This window comes from Streptomyces sp. NPDC001219 (assembly GCF_053597915.1).
Genome location: NZ_JBSFJF010000050.1, coordinates 42978 through 60062 on the forward strand (window position 1 = coordinate 42978; position 17085 = coordinate 60062).

Annotated in this window: 17 protein-coding genes; 8 read left to right on the top strand and 9 right to left on the bottom strand. The window is 71.2% G+C overall.

Annotated elements, in window-relative coordinates; genetic code table 11:
* Positions 1–417 precede the first annotated feature (417 nt).
* The gene (locus ACWC9R_RS27010; protein ID WP_450735302.1) at positions 418–2046 is read left to right on the top strand and encodes an alpha/beta hydrolase; all 1629 of its coding nucleotides are present in this window, start codon (positions 418–420) and stop codon (positions 2044–2046) included.
* A 133-nt stretch (positions 2047–2179) separates the two neighbouring features.
* Here the strand turns inward: ACWC9R_RS27010 and ACWC9R_RS27015 are convergent, their stop codons facing one another.
* From ACWC9R_RS27015 to ACWC9R_RS27025, 3 genes are all read right to left on the bottom strand, one after another.
* Entirely contained in the window at positions 2180–3028 is an 849-nt protein-coding gene (locus ACWC9R_RS27015; RefSeq protein ID WP_450735304.1) for a TIGR02452 family protein, read from the bottom strand.
* 91 nt (positions 3029–3119) lie between these two features.
* On the bottom strand, positions 3120–4175 hold the full coding sequence (locus ACWC9R_RS27020) for an NAD-dependent epimerase/dehydratase family protein (RefSeq protein ID WP_450735306.1): 1056 nt from the start codon (positions 4173–4175) through the stop codon (positions 3120–3122).
* A gap of 81 nt (positions 4176–4256) precedes the next feature.
* Positions 4257–4991, bottom strand: a complete 735-nt coding sequence (locus ACWC9R_RS27025) for a lysophospholipid acyltransferase family protein (protein WP_450735331.1) — start codon at positions 4989–4991, stop codon at positions 4257–4259.
* A 245-nt stretch (positions 4992–5236) separates the two neighbouring features.
* Between ACWC9R_RS27025 and ACWC9R_RS27030 the strand changes: the two genes are divergently transcribed.
* The 3 genes from ACWC9R_RS27030 to ACWC9R_RS27040 all read left to right on the top strand — a co-directional run bounded on the left by ACWC9R_RS27030 (position 5237) and on the right by ACWC9R_RS27040 (position 7292).
* A complete protein-coding gene (locus ACWC9R_RS27030; protein WP_450735308.1) occupies positions 5237–5836 on the top strand; it encodes an amidohydrolase family protein in 600 nt (199 codons plus the stop codon).
* Between the two features lie 155 nt (positions 5837–5991).
* Positions 5992–6675, top strand: a complete 684-nt coding sequence (locus ACWC9R_RS27035) for a hypothetical protein (protein WP_450735309.1) — start codon at positions 5992–5994, stop codon at positions 6673–6675.
* Between the two features lie 206 nt (positions 6676–6881).
* Positions 6882–7292, top strand: a complete 411-nt coding sequence (locus ACWC9R_RS27040) for an SSI family serine proteinase inhibitor (protein WP_450735311.1) — start codon at positions 6882–6884, stop codon at positions 7290–7292.
* A gap of 22 nt (positions 7293–7314) precedes the next feature.
* Here ACWC9R_RS27040 and ACWC9R_RS27045 read toward each other — a convergent pair whose 3' ends face one another.
* The 5 genes from ACWC9R_RS27045 to ACWC9R_RS27065 all read right to left on the bottom strand — a co-directional run bounded on the left by ACWC9R_RS27045 (position 7315) and on the right by ACWC9R_RS27065 (position 11869).
* Complete coding sequence (locus ACWC9R_RS27045) at positions 7315–7473, bottom strand: hypothetical protein (protein ID WP_362611220.1); 159 nt, start codon at positions 7471–7473, stop codon at positions 7315–7317.
* Positions 7474–7582: 109 nt separating this feature from the next.
* Positions 7583–8542, bottom strand: a complete 960-nt coding sequence (locus tag ACWC9R_RS27050) for a cytochrome c oxidase assembly protein (RefSeq protein ID WP_450735313.1) — start codon at positions 8540–8542, stop codon at positions 7583–7585.
* 117 nt (positions 8543–8659) lie between these two features.
* Complete coding sequence (locus ACWC9R_RS27055; RefSeq protein WP_450735315.1) at positions 8660–9685, bottom strand: 6-phosphofructokinase; 1026 nt, start codon at positions 9683–9685, stop codon at positions 8660–8662.
* A 188-nt stretch (positions 9686–9873) separates the two neighbouring features.
* Positions 9874–10602 carry a type 1 glutamine amidotransferase gene (locus tag ACWC9R_RS27060; RefSeq protein ID WP_018092603.1) on the bottom strand — a complete coding sequence of 243 codons (729 nt, stop codon included), beginning with the start codon at positions 10600–10602 and terminating at the stop codon, positions 9874–9876.
* A 28-nt stretch (positions 10603–10630) separates the two neighbouring features.
* Positions 10631–11869: a MurT ligase domain-containing protein gene (locus ACWC9R_RS27065; protein ID WP_450735316.1), complete on the bottom strand. Its 1239-nt coding sequence runs from the start codon at positions 11867–11869 to the stop codon at positions 10631–10633.
* Positions 11870–12054: 185 nt separating this feature from the next.
* On the opposite strand from ACWC9R_RS27065, the gene def reads away from it, so the two are divergent.
* Positions 12055–12615 carry a peptide deformylase gene (gene def, locus ACWC9R_RS27070; protein ID WP_362611231.1) on the top strand — a complete coding sequence of 187 codons (561 nt, stop codon included), beginning with the start codon at positions 12055–12057 and terminating at the stop codon, positions 12613–12615.
* A gap of 62 nt (positions 12616–12677) precedes the next feature.
* Here def and ACWC9R_RS27075 read toward each other — a convergent pair whose 3' ends face one another.
* A complete protein-coding gene (locus ACWC9R_RS27075) occupies positions 12678–13325 on the bottom strand; it encodes a TetR family transcriptional regulator (RefSeq protein WP_450735318.1) in 648 nt (215 codons plus the stop codon).
* Positions 13326–13486: 161 nt separating this feature from the next.
* Between ACWC9R_RS27075 and ACWC9R_RS27080 the strand changes: the two genes are divergently transcribed.
* The 3 genes from ACWC9R_RS27080 to ACWC9R_RS27090 form a co-directional block, all read left to right on the top strand.
* Entirely contained in the window at positions 13487–14713 is a 1227-nt protein-coding gene (locus ACWC9R_RS27080; RefSeq protein ID WP_450735320.1) for an acyl-CoA dehydrogenase family protein, read from the top strand.
* Between the two features lie 342 nt (positions 14714–15055).
* Complete coding sequence (gcl, locus tag ACWC9R_RS27085) at positions 15056–16837, top strand: glyoxylate carboligase (protein WP_450735322.1); 1782 nt, start codon at positions 15056–15058, stop codon at positions 16835–16837.
* A gap of 168 nt (positions 16838–17005) precedes the next feature.
* On the top strand, positions 17006–17085 hold an 80-nt coding region (locus ACWC9R_RS27090), incomplete at its 3' end, for an NAD(P)-binding domain-containing protein (RefSeq protein WP_362611238.1).

The following is a 17085-nucleotide window of genomic DNA, read 5'->3' on the forward strand; positions in this document are numbered from 1 at the left end:
CCACTCATGGCTTCGCGCTCCCCGTCGAGCGCCCCAACCTGCTGGTTCTTCTTGTGTCTTTCCGCCAACTTTCCTGATAACGGAGACAGTTGAGCGCATCACCCGGAGGTTCCGCGGGGCGCAGGAGTCCCCTCGCGGTCCGATGGCGTTGGCCGGAATGGTGAGGTTCCCCTGCGAGGTCCGGCCGTTCGCCCGCAGCTCCCCGGTGCCGGTGTCCGCGCCGCCGGGCGGGAAGCCGTCCGGGCCGGCCGTTCCGACTCCCGGCGGGCCGCCACCGGCACGGCAAGAAACCTACAGGTTGGTAAAGAAACGCGAGGCCGACCTGTTCAAGAGGGGACGGCGCACGACAGGATTCCCCCCGTAGTCCTCTGATCAACGCCGCCATGAGTGGCACACCATGCAGGGGGAATTAACCACGTGAGAAAGACAGCAGCGCTCGGCGCCGCCGGAACTCTGGTGTCCGGCGCGCTCCTCGCCGGCGCGATAACCGCCACGCCCGCCCAGGCGGGTCAGCAGCACCAGGGCGGTTCGGCCGAAGCACGCGGTGTGGCGACCGCCGCCGCGCGGGCAGCCAAGAAGGGCATCGACTGGCAGGACTGCCCCGCGGACTGGGGCCTCAAGTCGCCCGTCCAGTGCGGCTATGTCACCGTCCCGGTCGACTACGCCAAGCCGAACGGCCGCACCATCAAGATCGCCGTCGACCGTGCCCTGGGCACCGGCGGCAAGGAGGAGCGACAGGGTTCCCTCCTCTACAACCCCGGTGGCCCCGGCGGTTCGGGCATGAGGTTCCCGACCCGCATCACCACCAAGAACACGCTCTGGGCCAAGACCGCGAAGGCGTACGACTTCGTCGGTTTCGACCCCCGGGGCGTGGGACACTCCGCGGCCATCTCCTGTATGGACCCGCAGGAGTTCGTCAAGGCACCCAAGGCCGACCCGGTGCCCGACAGCGAGGCCGACAAGCGCGCCCAGCGCAGGCTCGCCAAGCGGTACGCCGAGGGCTGCGCCGAGCGCAGCGGCCGTCTGCTGCCGCACATGACGACCCCGAACACCGCCCGCGACATGGACGTCATCCGTGCCGCGCTCGGTGAGAAGAAGCTCAACTACCTGGGCGTCTCCTACGGCACGTACCTGGGCGCGGTCTACGCGACGCTCTTCCCCGGGCACGTCCGCCGGATGCTCGTGGACAGCGTCGTCGACCCCTCCCGCGAGAAGGTCTGGTACCAGGCCAACCTCGACCAGGACCTCGCCTTCGAGACCCGCTGGGGCGACTGGAAGAAGTGGGTCGCCAAGAACGACGACGCGTACCACATCGGCAACACCCCCCAGAAGGTCCAGGCGGCCTGGGAGAAGCTGCGGGCGACCGCCAAGAAGAAGCCCATCGGCGGCGTGGTCGGCCCGGCCGAGCTGACCGGCTTCTTCCAGAACGCTCCGTACTACGACTCCATGTGGGCCTCGGTCGCCGAGGTCTGGAGCGCGTACCGCTCGGGTAACAGCAAGCCGCTGGTGGAGAACGCCGGTCCGGATCTCAAGGACACCGCGGGCAACATCTCCGCGGAGAACGGCAACGCGGTCTACACGGCCGTCGAGTGCACCGACGCCAAGTGGCCCACCAGCTGGCGGAAGTGGGACCGGGACAACACCCGCATCCACCGGCAGGCACCGTTCATGACCTGGTCCAACGCCTGGATGAACCTGCCCTGCGCCACCTGGCCGGCCAAGCAGCAGCGGCCGGTCGACGTCAGGACCGGCAAGGGTCTGCCGAACGTCCTGATCGTGCAGAGCGTCCGTGACGCGGCCACCCCCTACGGCGGCGCGGTCGAGCTGCACCGCCGCCTCAAGGGCTCGCGTCTGATCACCGAGCGGGACGCCGGCTCGCACGGTGTCACCGGCCAGGTCAACCCCTGCATCAACGACCGGGTCGACGCGTACTTCCTGACCGGGAAGACCGACGCCAAGGACGTGACCTGCGCTCCGCACGCCACGCCCAAGCCCAGCACGACCAAGGCCCTGCTGGGTGCGCTGGACCTGCCCGCCGTGCGCTGATGACGGCATGACAGGTGCCGGCAACACCGCATGACGGCACGCAGGGGCGGCCGGGAACCCTCCCGGCCGCCCCTGTCGTCGTCTCGGCCCGCGTGCGGTACGGCCCGCGCACCGCACGGGTCCGGCGGGCCGGTCACCGCGGCTTCCCGCTCCCGTCGTCCGCACCGAACACCGCGGCGAAGGCGGCCCTGGTGGGGGAGTCCTCCCGGCGGTCCAGCACGGCGAACACGACCCGGTCGAACCAGCCCGCGAACCGGCCGCCCGCCAGCAGCGCCGCCGCGAACGCCCGTGCCACATCGGCCGGTTCGTTGCGGAAGACCCCGCAGCCCCAGGCGCCGAGCACCAGCTGACGGTGCCCGCCGGCCGCCGCGACCTCCAGCACCCGCTCCGCACGCACCGCCAGCGCCGCCGCCACCCGTTCCGTCTCGGCCGGCCGCTGCCGCGCGATCACCCCGGCGTTCGGTGCGGCGGCCGTCAGGAAGCCCGCCTCGTACGGCACGTCGAGCAGCGTGCCGCGGTCGTCGCGGAAGACCGGGACACCGGGGGAGAGGATCACCCGGTCGCTGTAGAACGGGCTGGGATCGGCGCGGTGGACGGCGTAGAAGTCCGGCGCCTCGCGCACACAGGTGTAGAGCGCCGACCCACGGCACAGCGCCTCCTCCTGGGCCTGGGCGCCGTTGAGATAGCCGCCGCCGGGATTGCGCGCGGAGGCGAAGTTCAGCACGGCGAGCGGCCCCGCGCCCGACGCGGCCAGCCGCCGCCCGGCCGTGAGACTGCCCTCCCCCGTCACCTCGAACACCGTGCGCACGCCGGACGACGGCCCTGCCACGGCGACCGGCTCCGGACCGTACAGCCGGGTCCCGGCCCGCGCCCGTCCGACCGCCGCCGCGATCTCCACCAGCCGTCCGCCCGGGGCGTGGTACGCACCCGCCGCGACGATCCGCTCCGTTTCCTGTGCCATGCCACGCAGTCGGGCGCTCATCGTCGGCACCCCCGTATCCGATTCATCATGATGATCAAGGTACGGGCCGGCCGTGCGCCCCGCGAACGGATATCGCCGTCCGCCGCGGCCCTCAGTGCCGGCCGCCCCGCTCCGCCAGCCACCGGTCCTCGGCCGCGTACCCGAACAGCTTCTCGTCCGGATAGAAGCCGGCCATCCTCGGGAACAGCTCCCACCAGTCCCGCCCCTTGACCTGGTCGGCCAGCCAGGAGACCGTCGCGGGCAGCGACTCCTCGTACGTCGTCACCGCGCGATAGCCCAACTCGCGCTCCGCCGCGGTCATGTCGTAGACCAGTGGATGCGGAACCGTCCACGGGGTTTCGCCGACGTCGGACGACGGCGGGGGACCGTCCACCGTCACGATCTCGCTCCGCGGCGCGCCCATCGCCGCATCCACCGCCGCGGAGATCTCGGCCACCGTCGGCGCCTGCGGGTCGGCCGCGTTGAGCACCCGTGAGCCCGGCTTGCGGGCCGCCAGGCGGACCAGCTCCGCGAGGTTGTCGACATGCACCGGATGGAATTGGCTGCTGCCACCGTAGGCGAGCACCCGCACCCGGCGCCCGTCCAGCACCCGCTTGACGAAGTACAGCTCACGGGGCAGCGGACTGTACGGGCCGTGCACGGCGCAGGCGCGCAGCAGCGTCACGGGCAGCCGGTCGCCCAGCGCCAGCAGCGCCTGTTCCAGGGCGGCCTTGCGGGTGCCGTAGTCCTTGTCGCCCGGCCGCACGGTCGGCTGGGACTCCGGGACGGGCAGCGGATAGACCGGGAAGCCGTCCGGTTCCTCCATCGTCGCGAAGCTGCGCCCGCGGTCGTCCTCGTACACCACGCAACTGGAGATCACCACGGCCGACCCGATCCGGTCCGCCAGGGACGTCAGCTGCTGCGCGTGCGCGGCGCCGTACGCCACACAGTCCAGCAGTACGTCACAGCCCTCGCCGATCAGCCCGGCCAGCGCCGTGTCGTCCTCCCGGTCCACCGCCACCGAGCGGACCTCCCCGGGCCACGAGGCGTCGCGCCCGCCGTTCCGCGACGCGGCCCGCACCTCCCAGCCGTCCCGCGCCAGGGCCCGCACCGCTGCGCGCCCGATCTGCCCACTCGCCCCTATCACCACTGCGCTGCCTGAAGTCATGACGGGACACTAAGGGCCGCCGGACGGCGGCCGCCTGACGGTTCGCCCACGGCGCAAGGCGCTCCGGCCCCGGCCCGCCCTTCAGCGCGCGGGCCCCTTCCCGCTCCCGTGCCCCCGCCGCCCCTGAGCCCGCGCCTGTGCCTGCGCCTCGGCCTTGGCCTCGCCCGCGTAGGTGTCGACGTACTCCTGCCCGGACAGGGTGAGGATCGCGTACATGATCTCGTCGGTGACGGCGCGCAGCACGGTGCGTTCGTCCTCCAGCCCCGCATAGCGCGAGAAGTCCAGCGGGGCGCCGAAGCGGATGGTGATCCGCATGATGCGCGGCAGCCGCCGGCCCGTCGGCTGGGCCTCGAATGTGCCGATCATGGCGCACGGCACCACCGGCACCCCGGCCCGGAGGGCCATCGCGGCGACGCCGGTACGCCCCTTGTAGAGCCGGCCGTCGTGCGAGCGGGTGCCCTCCGGGTAGATGCCCAGCAGCCGTCCCTTGCGCAGCACGGAGAGGCCCGAGGAGATCGCCGCCTGCGAGGCCCGGCCGCCGGACCGGTCGACCGGGATCTGCCCGACGCCCCGGAAGAACGCCGCGGTCAGCCGCCCCTTCAGACCGGGGCCGGTGAAGTACTCGGCCTTGGCCAGGAAGGTCACCCGGCGCGGCACGATCGCCGGCATCACGAAGTGATCGGCGAACGACAGATGATTGCCGGCGATGATCGCCGCGCCCTCCTCCGGCACATGATCGAGTCCTTCGATCCGCGGCCGGAACACCAGCCGCAGCAACGGCCCCAGAAGCAGGTACTTCAGCACCTGGTAGAGCACAGGGCAGCTCTCCATTCCGTCGGCTCGCCGGGGCGGCCACCTCGTCGCAGGTCACATGGGCTGCCCGGAACGGCCAGTGAGTCTATGGGCAAGTGCCGTGGTGGGTAAGTACCTTCGACCGGATCGATGCTGACTCTTTCCCGGCGCCCGCGGCTGCCCCGGCCGCGGTGGCCCGCCCCGGCGCGCAGCCCCGGTGCCGCGCGCCCCGGTGGACACACCACCGCCCCGGCGTGACGCTGAGGGGGATGCGCACCGACGTGCACGCCCATCTCTGGAGCGAGGGCTACCTCCGGCTCCTGGAGTCCTACGGGCGCCGGGAGGCCGTCGCGCACCGCGGTCTGGGCGCCGGTGACAGCGCTCAGGACCTGGCGGCCCGGTTCGCGCTGAACGACGCCGCCGGTATCGACCACCAGATCCTGTCCGTGTCGCCCCAGGGCCCGTACTTCGCGGATGCCGGGCAGGCGGTCACGGCCGCCCGGTACGCCAACGACCACTACGCCGGCCTGGTCCGGGACCACCCCGCCCGCTTCGCCGCGTTCGCTGCGCTCCCGCTCCCGCTGCCGCATCTCGACGCCTCCCTGGCGGAGTTGGCCCGCGCACTCGACGAACTGGGCATGGCGGGGGCCGGCGTGACCACCGACATCTTCGGCCGCAGCCTCGACGACCCCGCCTTCACCGCGCTCTTCGAGGAGCCCGACCGGCTGCTGCTCGGCACCGACTTCCCCTACCAGAACGGACCGCGACTGCGGCGCGCCGTCACCTTCCTCACCGAGGCCCTCCCGCCGGAGCAGGCCGAGCGCGTCCTGACGGCGGGCGCCCCACTGGTCCGGCGGCGCGAGCCGTAGCCCCGGGACGCCACCGCCGACTTCTTCCCTTTCGGTAGCCGCTTTGGCATCCGCGGACAACTTTCGACTCTGCTTGAGCGATGCCCGGTTGACCCGCCGTACTGCCCGGCAACCGAGCCCGTCCCCACCATCCGGGCCGAGGACAGGAGTCACAGATGTCCCGAAAGAAGAAGGTCGGCCGGCGGCAGAAGATCCTCATCTGCGTCAGCGCCGCGGCACTGGTCGGCGGCATCGCCATCGCCACCACGGGCACCAGCCAGGCGTCGTCGGCCTGCGAGGGACTGTCCACCGCGCTGAAGAACAACCAGCAGTTCATCGCCGACCAGCAGGCCAAGCCGGACGCCCAGTCGGCGGCGCGGATCGCCAACCGGCAGGCCGTGATCAAGGAGATCCAGCTGAAGCAGCGGGCCTCCGGGTGCGCCGAGGGCGGGGACGCGGCCGAGGGCGCCCCGCCGACGGCGGAGCAGCCACCCGCCGGCGGCGGCGCGTCCGGGTCGCAGGACCCGTCCGGATCGGCGCAGCCACCCGCCTCGGACGACCCGCCCGCGTCCGGTGACTCGTCCGCGACGGGAGCCCCGCCGGCCGGCGACGGCGACGTGGTGTGCCCCGGCTCGACGGTGACCCTCTCCGGCGAGGGCGGCGCACCCGCGGCGTCCAGCGGCGAGTTCCCCATCGGCACCGAACTGAAGGTGACCAACCTGGACAACAACAAGTCGACGACCGTCTCCGTCACCTCCACCTCGGGCAGCTGCGCGCTGCTGAACAACGCGGCGTTCGAGGAGGTCCGTGAGGAGGGCAAGAACCTGATCCGGCGCGCCCGCATCGAGCGCGTGGGGTAACCCCGGTCCGGTGGCCGGCAGCGGAGCCGCCTCCTCCGCTGCCGGCCACCCTGTCTCCGGGCGGTATCCGCAGGCCGTACGGGCGACCTCACGGCGTGGCCGCTTGTCCGTGCGGGCGCGGCGGGATGGCCTGGGGCCGCCGGGCGCCGCGTGTCCCTGTCGGGCTCCGGCATGTGAACCCACCGAGCGTTCCCCAGGAGACCGCGATGCCCGTGAGCCGTCGACGCCGATCCGCCCTGCCCGCCACCGTGCTCGCCACGCTGTCCGCGGCCCTGCTCTGCGCCGGTCCGGCCGGCGCCGACGAGCCGCCGGCCGCAGATCAGGGCCTGGTGCTCACCATGACCGGAGCGGGCAGCTCCTGGAGCCGCGGGGTGCGGCTCAGCTGCCCGGACATCCACCGCAGACATCCGCACGCGCATGCCGCGTGTGACGCGCTGACCTGGGCCCGCGGCGACCTGGACGCGCTGCCCGGCGAGCCGCACACCTGCACCAGGGAGTACGACCCGGTCACCGTCACCGCGACCGGCACCTGGCGCGGCATCCCGGTCAACTGGCGCAAGGAGTTCCCCAACGCCTGCACCATGGACTCCGCCACCGGGCCGGTCTTCCGCTTCTGAACGGCGCCCCGGCCGGCCCGGCTCAGACCGGCCGCGCGGCCACCACGCCGACCGTCACCAGCGCCACCACCACCCAGAAGAACCAGACCCACCCATTGGAGCCCAGCGCCACGGTGTAGGCGGTCGCGGCCACCAGCCCGCCCACCGTGCACACGGCCATCGCCTTCACAGATCCGGGCATACCCGCACCCTCCTCACGGCGGCCGGGGCGCCGACCGAACGACGCGGGCCGCGGCCATGGGACCATCGTCCCCGGCCGCGGCCCGTACCGCCACAGGCGCGGTGTGCGGTCACTGCCCCCGTGCGTTGAGCGAGGCGAGGTAGGCGTTGTAGTCGGCCAGGTCCTTGTCCCCGTTGCGGTCGGCGGCCCGGTCCGCGCGCTGCGCCTGGCGCTCCTCGGACTTGTACCACTGGAAGACCAGGGCGATCAGCACCACCACGGACGGGATCTCGCTGAAGGCCCAGGCGATCCCGCCGGCCGCCGACTGGTCGGACAGCGCGTCGATCCCGAGCGAGGCGGGCGGGTTCAGGAAGGTGCCGACCATCGGCTCCGAGGCCATCATCAGCGCGATGCCGAAGAACGCGTGGAACGGCATGCCCGCGAACAGCTCCAGCATCCGCATCACGTAACCCGGCCGGTGCGGGCCCGGGTCGACGCCCATGATCGGCCAGAAGAACACCAGGCCCACCGCGAGGAAGTGCACCATCATCCCGATGTGCCCGGCCCGGGACTCCATCAGGAAGTCGAACAGCGGCGAGAAGTAGAGCGCGTAGAGGCTCGCGATGAACAGCGGGATGGTGAAGGCCGGGTGCGTGATGATCCGCATGTAGCGGCTGTGCAGCAGCGCGACCAGCAGTTCCCGCGGTCCCTTGCGGCCGCGGCCGGCGGCCGGCAGGGCGCGCAGCGCCAGCGTGACCGGCGCCCCGAGCAGCAGCAGGATCGGCGAGAGCATGCTGATGACCATGTGCTGGACCATGTGCACGCTGAACATCGCCATGCCGTAGTCGTTGAGCCCGGTGCACATCACCAGTGCCACCGACAGGACGCCCAGCGCCCAGGCGACGGTACGGCCCGCCGGCCAGGAGTCCCCCCGGCGCCGCAGCCGGACGACGGCCCAGCCGTACAGCCCCAGCCCCAGCAGACAGCCGACGAGAAAGACCGGATCACCACCGAACTCCAGGCCTCTCCCCAGCGTGAACGGCGGCAGATCCATGTTCATGCCGTCCATGCCGTGCCCGCTGTGATCCATCCGCTCGCTCCTGATTCGTACCAATGCTCCGGCGACAAGACTAGAACCGCCCCCGGCCGGGGAATCGGCCGGGGGCGGTTCGTGTGGGGCGCGCCTATCGCGCGGCGACCACGGAGGTCACAGCACGCACTCGGCCTCGCCGTAGCGCTCGGCGGGCACCGTCTTGAGCGTCTCCACGGCCTCCGCCAGCGGCACCAGCGTGATGTCGGTGCCGCGCAGCGCCGTCATCATCCCGAACTCACCGCGGTGCGCGGCCTCGACGGCGTGCCAGCCGAAGCGGGTGGCGAGCACCCGGTCGTACGCGGTCGGGGTGCCGCCGCGCTGGACGTGCCCGAGGATGACCGGACGCGCCTCCTTGCCGAGCCGCTCCTCCAGCTCCACGGACAGCTGCCGGGCGACGCCGGCGAAGCGCTCGTGGCCGTACATGTCCTTGCCGCCGATGTCGAAGGACATGGTGCCCTCGCGCGGCTTGGCGCCCTCGGCGACGACCACGATCGCGAACTTCTTGCCGGCCTCGAAGCGCGCCGAGACCCGGGCGGTCAGCTCCTCGATGTCGAAGGGACGCTCCGGCACCACGATCGCGTGCGCACCGGCCGCCATCCCCGAGTGCAGCGCGATCCAGCCGGTGTGTCGCCCCATCACCTCGACGATCATCACCCGCTGATGCGACTCGGCGGTGGTCTTGAGCCGGTCCAGCGCCTCGGTGGCGACGCCCACCGCGGTGTCGAAGCCGAACGTCACATCCGTGACCGCGATGTCGTTGTCGATGGTCTTCGGCACGCCGACGATCGGCAGCCCGGCGTCCGACAGCAGCCGCGCCGCCTTCAGCGTGCCCTCACCGCCGATCGGGATGATCGCGTCCAGGCCCAGCTCGGCGACATGGCCGCGGGCCCGCTCCACGCCGTCCCGCAGATGTGCCGGCTGGACCCGGGACGACCCGAGGATGGTGCCACCGCGGGCCAGGATGCCGCCGACGGCATCGAGGTCGAGCTTGCGGTAGTCGCACTCCAGCAGGCCCTTCCAGCCGTCACGGAAGCCGATCACCTCATCGCCGTGATCGGCGGTGGCGCGGTGGACGACGGACCGGATGACGGCGTTCAGTCCGGGGCAGTCGCCGCCGGAGGTGAGGACACCAATACGCATTGCTCGCAAAACCTCTGCAACTCAACCGGGGGCCCGGACCCCGTCGTCCGGTTGGATTCCGCACACCCTACAAGCGCGGGGCCACCGGGAGCACGTACGCCCGCAGTGCGGACTGCGGGCGTACGGAATGCCGTCATTCCGGGCGCGTGACCAGGAGCGGAAACGCCCGGAAGCGAACCAAGCGGTCCTTAGGCGGGCTGGGTGGCCGCGGCGATCCGCTCCTGGCGCAGCGCCTCGTACCAGGTGTCGTCCACCGGGGGCAGCGCGTTCACATCGAGGGCCAGCTTGATCAGCAGGTCGGCGATGTGCGGATTGCGCGCCATCACCGGACCGTGCATGTACGTACCGAAGACGGTGTCGTTCCACGCGCCCTCGTAGCCGTCGCCGACGCCGTTGCCCTTGCCGAAGCGCACCTTGGCGAACGGCCGGGCGGTCTTGCCCAGGTGCGTCACACCCTGGTGGTTCTCGAAGCCGGTCAGCGGCGGCAGCCCCAACTGCGGGTCGATGTCGGCGAGTACGTCACCGACGCAGCGCTCGGCCTCGCCGCGGGCGCTCACCACGTCCAGCAGACCCAGGCCCTGCTGCCGCTCCCCGAGGTCGTTGATGAACTCATGACCCAGGATCTGGTAGCCGGCGCACACCGAGAACACGATCGCACCGTTGGAGACCGCACGGCTCAGACCGCCGTCGCGGATCAGCCGCTCGGAGGCCAGCCGCTGCGGCCGGTCCTCACCGCCGCCGATCAGGTAGATGTCGCCGGAGGTGGGGATCTGCTGGTCGGACCGTACGTCCAGGCGCTGGACGTCCAGACCGCGCTGGCGCGCCCGCCGCTCCACCACCAGGGCGTTCCCCTGGTCGCCGTACGTGCTCAGCAGGTCCGGGTAGATCCACACCAGGCGCAGGCTGTTGTCACTCATGCTCGCTCGTCCTTGTCCGCGCATCACGTCAGTTGCCCACGCGCCGGCGCAGGTCCTGGAAGGCCGTGTAGTTGGCGATGATCTCGATCCGGCCGGGCGGTGCCAGCTGCACCGCCTCGTCGAGGCTCTCGCAGACCTGGAAGTCGAGGCCTGCGACCTCCAGCCGCACCGCCAGGTCCAGCTTGCGGTCCCCGAGCACGAAGATGGGGTGCCCGGCCAGCCGGGTGTAGTCGACGTCCCACAGCCAGGAGGTGTCGGTGCCGTCCGCGCCGCGTGCGTTCACCGACATGATCACCGGGGTGGGCGGCGGGTCGATCAGCGAGAACGTCTCCAGCCAGCCGGCCGGGTTCTTCGCCAGCAGCAGCCGCAGCTCTCGCTCCATGAACGTGACCACGTCATAGCGCCCGGCCACCGCCTGCACCGAGTACATCCGCTCCAGGGCCACCTGCGGCGGCACCCCGAACGCGGCGGCGACCGCGGCGGACGTGGTGGCGTTGGCCTTGTTGGCGCGGCCCGGCAGCTGGAGCTTGATCGGCCAGGCGCTGCCGTGCGGGTCCAGGACATGGTCGCCGGACAGCGCCCAGCTGGGGGTGGGGCGGCGGAAACCGCACTCGGCGCAGAACCAGTCGTCGCCCGGCCGCTGCATCACACCACCGCACGAGGGGCAGGACCAGGCGTCGTCCTTCCACTCCTGTCCGGCCGCGACCCACACCACGTTCGCGGACGACGAGGCCGCCCACACGATCAGCGGGTCGTCCGCGTTGGCGATGATCAGGGCCTTGGAGCCCGCCAGCCCCTCGCGCCAGTGCTCGGCCAGCATGCGGGTCTCCGCGGCACGGTCGAGCTGGTCGCGCGAGAGGTTCAGCAGCGCTATGGCCTTCGGCGTCACATCGCGGGCCACGCCGGAGAGGTACTTCTCGTCCACCTCGATGACGCCGTACTTGGCGTCCGATCCACCCGCCAGCGCGGAGGTGATGCCGGCCGGCATGTTGGCGCCGAGCGCGTTGGAGACCACCGGGCCGCTGGCCCGCAGCGCCTCCGCGATCAGTCGCGTCGTGGTCGTCTTGCCATTGGTCGCCGACACCAGGATGACGTCCAGGTGCCGGGCCAGCCGGGCCAGCAGGTCGGGGTCGAGCTTGAGCGCCACCCGGCCACCGATCACCGATCCGCTGCCGCGGCCCGCCGCGCGCGATACCGCCGCCGCGGCCTTGCCTGCCGTCACGGCCAGCTTGGCCCGCGGCGACAGCGGCTCCGTGTTGCCTGCCATCGTCTTCGATCCTCCTTGCATCCGGCGCCCGCCTGCCGTGGGGCTACCGGTGGAACGCCTCCTCCGCAGCCGATGACCGGCCGGGGCTTCGGTCGGGGATCAGCCTATCGAGATCCGGCCGCAGCCCCGAACCCCGCCACCCGTGCGGCGACATCCGCTGTGTTCAGGACCGTACGCTTGTCCCCATGCGTCCCCGCACCATTCCCGGCAGTTCCGGCCATGTCCGCCCGCTGCGCCTGCTCGGCGATCCGGCCCTGACCGAGCCCTGCCAGGAGGTCACCGTCTTCGACGACGAGCTGGCCCGGCTGGTCGAGGACATGTACGCGACAATGTACGCCGCGCACGGGGTGGGTCTCGCCGCCAACCAGATCGGCGTCCCGCTGCGGGTGTTCGTCTACGACTGCCCCGACGACGAGGATCGCCGCCATCTGGGGCACCTCGTCAACCCCCGGCTCGTCGACGTCGACGGCCCGGTCATCCGCGGGCCCGAGGGCTGTCTCTCGCTCCCCGGCATCGAGGCCGGCACCCCGCGCCACGACCACACCGTCGTGACCGGGGTGAGCCTGACCGGTGAACCCAGGACGGTGACCGGCACCGGCTTCTTCGCCCGCTGCCTCCAGCACGAGTGCGACCACCTCGACGGCGGCCTCTACGTCGACCACCTCACCGGACTGCGCCGCCGCCGGGCGCTGCGCGCCGCGGCGAAGGCCCCGTGGGCCGCACCGGCGGGGGCGTCCGGCCGCTGAGCGACGGGCGGCGCCCGCCGGTGTCACCGACCGGCGCCGCCCGCCGTTTCGCCGACCGGTGCTCAGAAGCCGGGGCCGTCCGCGCGGTCCTCGACCGCGACCAGCTGCCCCCAGAGCAGATCGGCCAGCTGCTTGACCAACTCCTCGCGTGAGCAGGGACGTTCGCGCAGCCACCAGTCACCGGCGTGCTGCATCATGCCGACGATGCCATGGCCCCAGACGCGTGCCGTCAGCTCGCCGCCCGGTCCCAGGTCGAGCCGGTCGGTGATCACCTTGGCCAGCTCCTCGCCGAGCCGGCGCAGCAGGGGGGCGGAGTGCCGCCCGACGTCGAAGCCGGACTCGGAGGCGTTGTCCTCGTCCGACGGGTGCATCAGGAAGCGGTAGACCTGCGGCCGGGCCTCGATCGCGAGCAGGTAGGCGTCGAGGGTGGCCTCGACCCGGTCCCGGCGTAGTACGGGAGCGTCCAGCGCGGTCGCCAGATTGGCGAGCAAGGCGTCCGTGTGCCGTACGGCGAGTGCGCGGTACAGCCCGCCCTTGTCGCCGAAGTGCCGGTAGAGGATCGGCTTGGTGATGCCGGCCTCGGCGGCGATGGCGTTCATCGAGGCGTCCGGGCCGTCGCGCAGCACAATGCGCTCGGCGGCCTCCAGCAGCTCCCGCCGTCGGCGCTCGGTCGCCGTCTGCCGGCTGCCGCTGTGCCCTGTGCTTTCCATGGTCGTGCTCCCCACCCTTGTGAATCCGTGGCGCTGGCGCAACGTAACACCCGATCTCCACGGCGATTTCGTTCCCAGGGGAGTTGACATTTCTTACTGGCGAGTAACACACTTCGGGTTACCGCTAGTAACACAGTAATGCCTGGGCAGCTGGAGGGGACATGGCCGAGTTCACCATGGAGCTCAACGACGAGCAGAAGGATGTCCGTGACTGGATTCACGGCTTCGCCGCGGACGTCATGCGCCCCGCCGCCGCCGAGTGGGACGAGCGCGAGGAGACCCCCTGGCCCGTGATCCAGGAGGCCGCCAAGATCGGCCTGTACTCCCTCGACTTCTACGCCCAGCAGTTCTTCGACCCGACGGGCCTCGGCATCCCCATGGCGATGGAGGAGCTGTTCTGGGGTGACGCCGGTATCGGTCTGTCCATCGTGGGCACCGGTCTGGCCGCCGTCGGCGTGCTCGCGAACGGCACGGAGGAGCAGATCGGCACCTGGGTCCCGCAGATGTACGGCGACGTCAACGACGTCAAGGTCGCCGCCTTCTGCTCGTCGGAACCGGACGCCGGCTCGGACGTCGCCGCCATGCGGACCCGTGCGGTCTACGACGAGGCCAAGGACGAGTGGGTGCTCAACGGCACCAAGACCTGGGCCACCAACGGCGGCATCGCCAACGTCCATGTCGTCGTCGCGGTCGTCGACCCGGATGCCGGCTCCAAGGGGCACGCCTCCTTCATCGTCCCCCCGAACACGCCCGGCCTCTCCCAGGGGCAGAAGTTCAAGAAGCACGGCATCCGCGCCTCGCACACCGCCGAGGTCGTCCTGGAGGACGTCCGGGTGCCCGGCCACTGCCTGCTCGGCGGCAAGGAGAAGCTCGACGAGCGCCTCGCCCGGGCCCGCGAGAACGCCAAGAAGGGCGGTGAGAGGGTGAAGAACGCCGCGATGGCCACCTTCGAGGCGTCCCGTCCCGCCGTCGGCGCGATGGCGGTCGGCACCGCGCGGGCGGCCTACGAGGAGGCACTGGAGTACGCGAAGACCCGCTCCCAGTTCGGCCGCCCGATCATCGACAACCAGGGCGTGGCCTTCCAGCTCGCCGATATGTGCACCCAGATCGACGCCGCCCGCCTGCTCGTCTGGCGCGCCTCCTGGATGGCGGTGGCCGGCAAGCCGTTCACCTCTGCCGAGGGCTCCATGTCGAAGCTCTTCGCCAGCGAGGTCGCCAAGAAGGTCACCGCCCAGGCCGTACAGATCCTCGGCGGCAACGGCTTCACCCGCGAGTACCCGGTCGAGCGGATGCACCGTGACGCCGCCATCTACACCATCTTCGAAGGCACCAGCGAGATCCAGCGCCTGGTGATCGCCCGGACGCTCTCGGGGATGCCGATTCGCTGAGGTCAACTCCCGGGAAAACAGGCGGACTTCCCGGTATTCGAGGGTCCCACCCAGTCGCTGGGCGGGGCCCTCGTGCGTTTCTGGAACCGCCGCGGAGTCGCACATCGGGCCAGGGCCCGGTGTGCGGCTTCTTGTGTGTGCCGGATGCCCTCCGGCGGTGCGCGTCACCTGCGTCCCTCCGCCCGGGCGGCCGGTCCGAGGGGCCCCGCATCCCCTTGACGACGGGAACGCCGCGTTCTACTTTCCTTCCATAAAGCAAAACATTGATTCCGCGATACGGAATTACCCCCCTCTGGCGCTTCGCTGGAGCTTGCCCGTGACTGGTCGACGCAGGAGTACGCGATGCCTCGAATGACAGCCGCCCGCGCCGCGGTGGAGATCCTCAAGCGGGAGGGCGTGACCCACGCCTTCGGAGTGCCGGGTGCCGCGATCAACCCCTTCTACGCGGCGCTCAAGGGCGCGGGCGGGGTCGACCACACGCTGGCGCGGCATGTCGAGGGCGCCTCGCACATGGCCGAGGGCTACACCCGGACCCACCCGGGCAACATCGGCGTCTGCATCGGCACGTCGGGGCCGGCCGGCACGGACATGATCACCGGCCTCTACTCCGCCATCGGTGACTCGATCCCGATCCTGTGCATCACCGGCCAGGCCCCCACCGCGGTGATCCAGAAGGAGGACTTCCAGGCCGTCGACATCGCCGCCATCGCCAAGCCGGTCACCAAGGCCGCGACCACGGTGATGGAGGCCGCGCAGGTCCCCGGCGTCTTCCAGCAGGCCTTCCACCTGATGCGCTCCGGACGCCCCGGCCCGGTCCTCATCGACCTGCCGATCGACGTCCAGCTGACCGAGATCGACTTCGACCCCGATACCTACGCGCCGCTGCCGGCCTTCAAGCCGGCCGCCACCCGCGCCCAGGTCGAGAAGGCCCTCGCCATGCTCAACGCGTCCGAGCGGCCGCTGATCGTCGCCGGCGGTGGCATCATCAACGCCGACGCCTCCGAACTGCTGCGGGAATTCGCCGAGTTGACCGGTACGCCGGTCGTTCCCACGCTGATGGGCTGGGGCATCGTCCCCGACGACCACGAGCTGAACGCCGGCATGGTCGGCCTCCAGACCTCGCACCGCTACGGCAACGCGAACTTCCTGGAGTCCGATTTCGTCCTGGGCATCGGCAACCGCTGGGCCAACCGCCACACCGGCAAGCTGGACGTCTACACCCGGGGCCGGACGTTCGTCCATGTCGACATCGAGCCGACCCAGATCGGCAAGATCTTCGCCCCCGACTACGGCATCGCCTCGGACGCCAGGGCCGCGCTGGAGCTGTTCGTCGAGGTGGCCAAGGAGCTGAAGGCCGCAGGCGAGCTGCCCGACCGCGGCGACTGGGCCGCCTCGACCCAGGAGCGCAAGGCCCGGCTCCAGCGGCGTACCCACTTCGACGACATCCCGATGAAGCCGCAGCGCGTCTACGAGGAGATGAACAAGGCCTTCGGCCCGGAGACCCGCTACGTCACCACCATCGGCCTCTCCCAGATCGCCGGCGCGCAGATGCTGCACGTCTACAAGCCGCGCCACTGGATCAACTGCGGCCAGGCCGGCCCGCTCGGCTGGACCATCCCGGCCGCGCTGGGCGTCGCCACCGCCGACCCGGAGACACCGGTCGTCGCGCTCTCCGGCGACTACGACTTCCAGTTCATGCTCGAGGAGCTGGCCGTCGGTGCCCAGCACCGCATCCCGTACGTCCATGTCCTGGTGAACAACGCCTACTTGGGCCTGATCCGGCAGGCGCAGCGCAACCTCGACATCAACTTCCAGGTCAACCTGGAGTTCGAGAACATCAACGCGCCGGAGCTGGGTGTCTACGGCGTGGATCACGTCAGGGTCGCCGAGGGCCTGGGCTGCAAGGCGGTCCGGGTCACCGACCCGAGCCGGCTGGGCGCCGCCTTCGAGGAGGCCAAGAAGCTGGCCGCCGAGCACCGTGTCCCGGTCGTCGTCGAGGCCATCCTCGAACGGATCACCAACATCTCGATGAGCGGTTCCGACATCGCCAGTGTCCAGGAGTGGGAGGACCTCGCGACCGAGCCCGGTCACGCGCCCACCGCGGTCAAGCCGCTCAAGGTCTGAGACCCGGCCGGCGGCGGCCCGTACGACGGACCGCGCCGGACTTCCGGCCGTGACGCCGGGTGCGGTGCGCACCTCGCGCCCGGCGCCACCGCCCCCCGTAAAGAAGCGGACGGCGCGCACCTTCCTCCGCCGCCGCCCACCCCTTCCGAGATGCGAAAGAGGCACCTGATGAGCAGTCTTCCCAAGGTCGCGTGGATCGGTCTGGGCATCATGGGCTCGCCCATGGCCGAGAACCTGATCAAGGCCGG

What these genes read in the sequence shown, in the direction of transcription:
- gcl (WP_450735322.1), top strand. Translation starts at nt 15,056, where the DNA reads ATGCCTCGAATGACAGCCGCCCGCGCCGCGGTGGAGATCCTCAAGCGG.
- def (WP_362611231.1), top strand. Translation starts at nt 12,055, where the DNA reads ATGCGTCCCCGCACCATTCCCGGCAGTTCCGGCCATGTCCGCCCGCTG.
- ACWC9R_RS27080 (WP_450735320.1), top strand. Translation starts at nt 13,487, where the DNA reads ATGGCCGAGTTCACCATGGAGCTCAACGACGAGCAGAAGGATGTCCGT.
- ACWC9R_RS27065 (WP_450735316.1), bottom strand. Translation starts at nt 11,869, where the DNA reads ATGGCAGGCAACACGGAGCCGCTGTCGCCGCGGGCCAAGCTGGCCGTG.
- ACWC9R_RS27050 (WP_450735313.1), bottom strand. Translation starts at nt 8,542, where the DNA reads ATGGATCACAGCGGGCACGGCATGGACGGCATGAACATGGATCTGCCG.
- ACWC9R_RS27055 (WP_450735315.1), bottom strand. Translation starts at nt 9,685, where the DNA reads ATGCGTATTGGTGTCCTCACCTCCGGCGGCGACTGCCCCGGACTGAAC.
- ACWC9R_RS27040 (WP_450735311.1), top strand. Translation starts at nt 6,882, where the DNA reads ATGCCCGTGAGCCGTCGACGCCGATCCGCCCTGCCCGCCACCGTGCTC.
- ACWC9R_RS27045 (WP_362611220.1), bottom strand. Translation starts at nt 7,473, where the DNA reads ATGCCCGGATCTGTGAAGGCGATGGCCGTGTGCACGGTGGGCGGGCTG.
- ACWC9R_RS27030 (WP_450735308.1), top strand. Translation starts at nt 5,237, where the DNA reads ATGCGCACCGACGTGCACGCCCATCTCTGGAGCGAGGGCTACCTCCGG.
- ACWC9R_RS27015 (WP_450735304.1), bottom strand. Translation starts at nt 3,028, where the DNA reads ATGAGCGCCCGACTGCGTGGCATGGCACAGGAAACGGAGCGGATCGTC.
- ACWC9R_RS27060 (WP_018092603.1), bottom strand. Translation starts at nt 10,602, where the DNA reads ATGAGTGACAACAGCCTGCGCCTGGTGTGGATCTACCCGGACCTGCTG.
- ACWC9R_RS27035 (WP_450735309.1), top strand. Translation starts at nt 5,992, where the DNA reads ATGTCCCGAAAGAAGAAGGTCGGCCGGCGGCAGAAGATCCTCATCTGC.
- ACWC9R_RS27075 (WP_450735318.1), bottom strand. Translation starts at nt 13,325, where the DNA reads ATGGAAAGCACAGGGCACAGCGGCAGCCGGCAGACGGCGACCGAGCGC.
- ACWC9R_RS27020 (WP_450735306.1), bottom strand. Translation starts at nt 4,175, where the DNA reads ATGACTTCAGGCAGCGCAGTGGTGATAGGGGCGAGTGGGCAGATCGGG.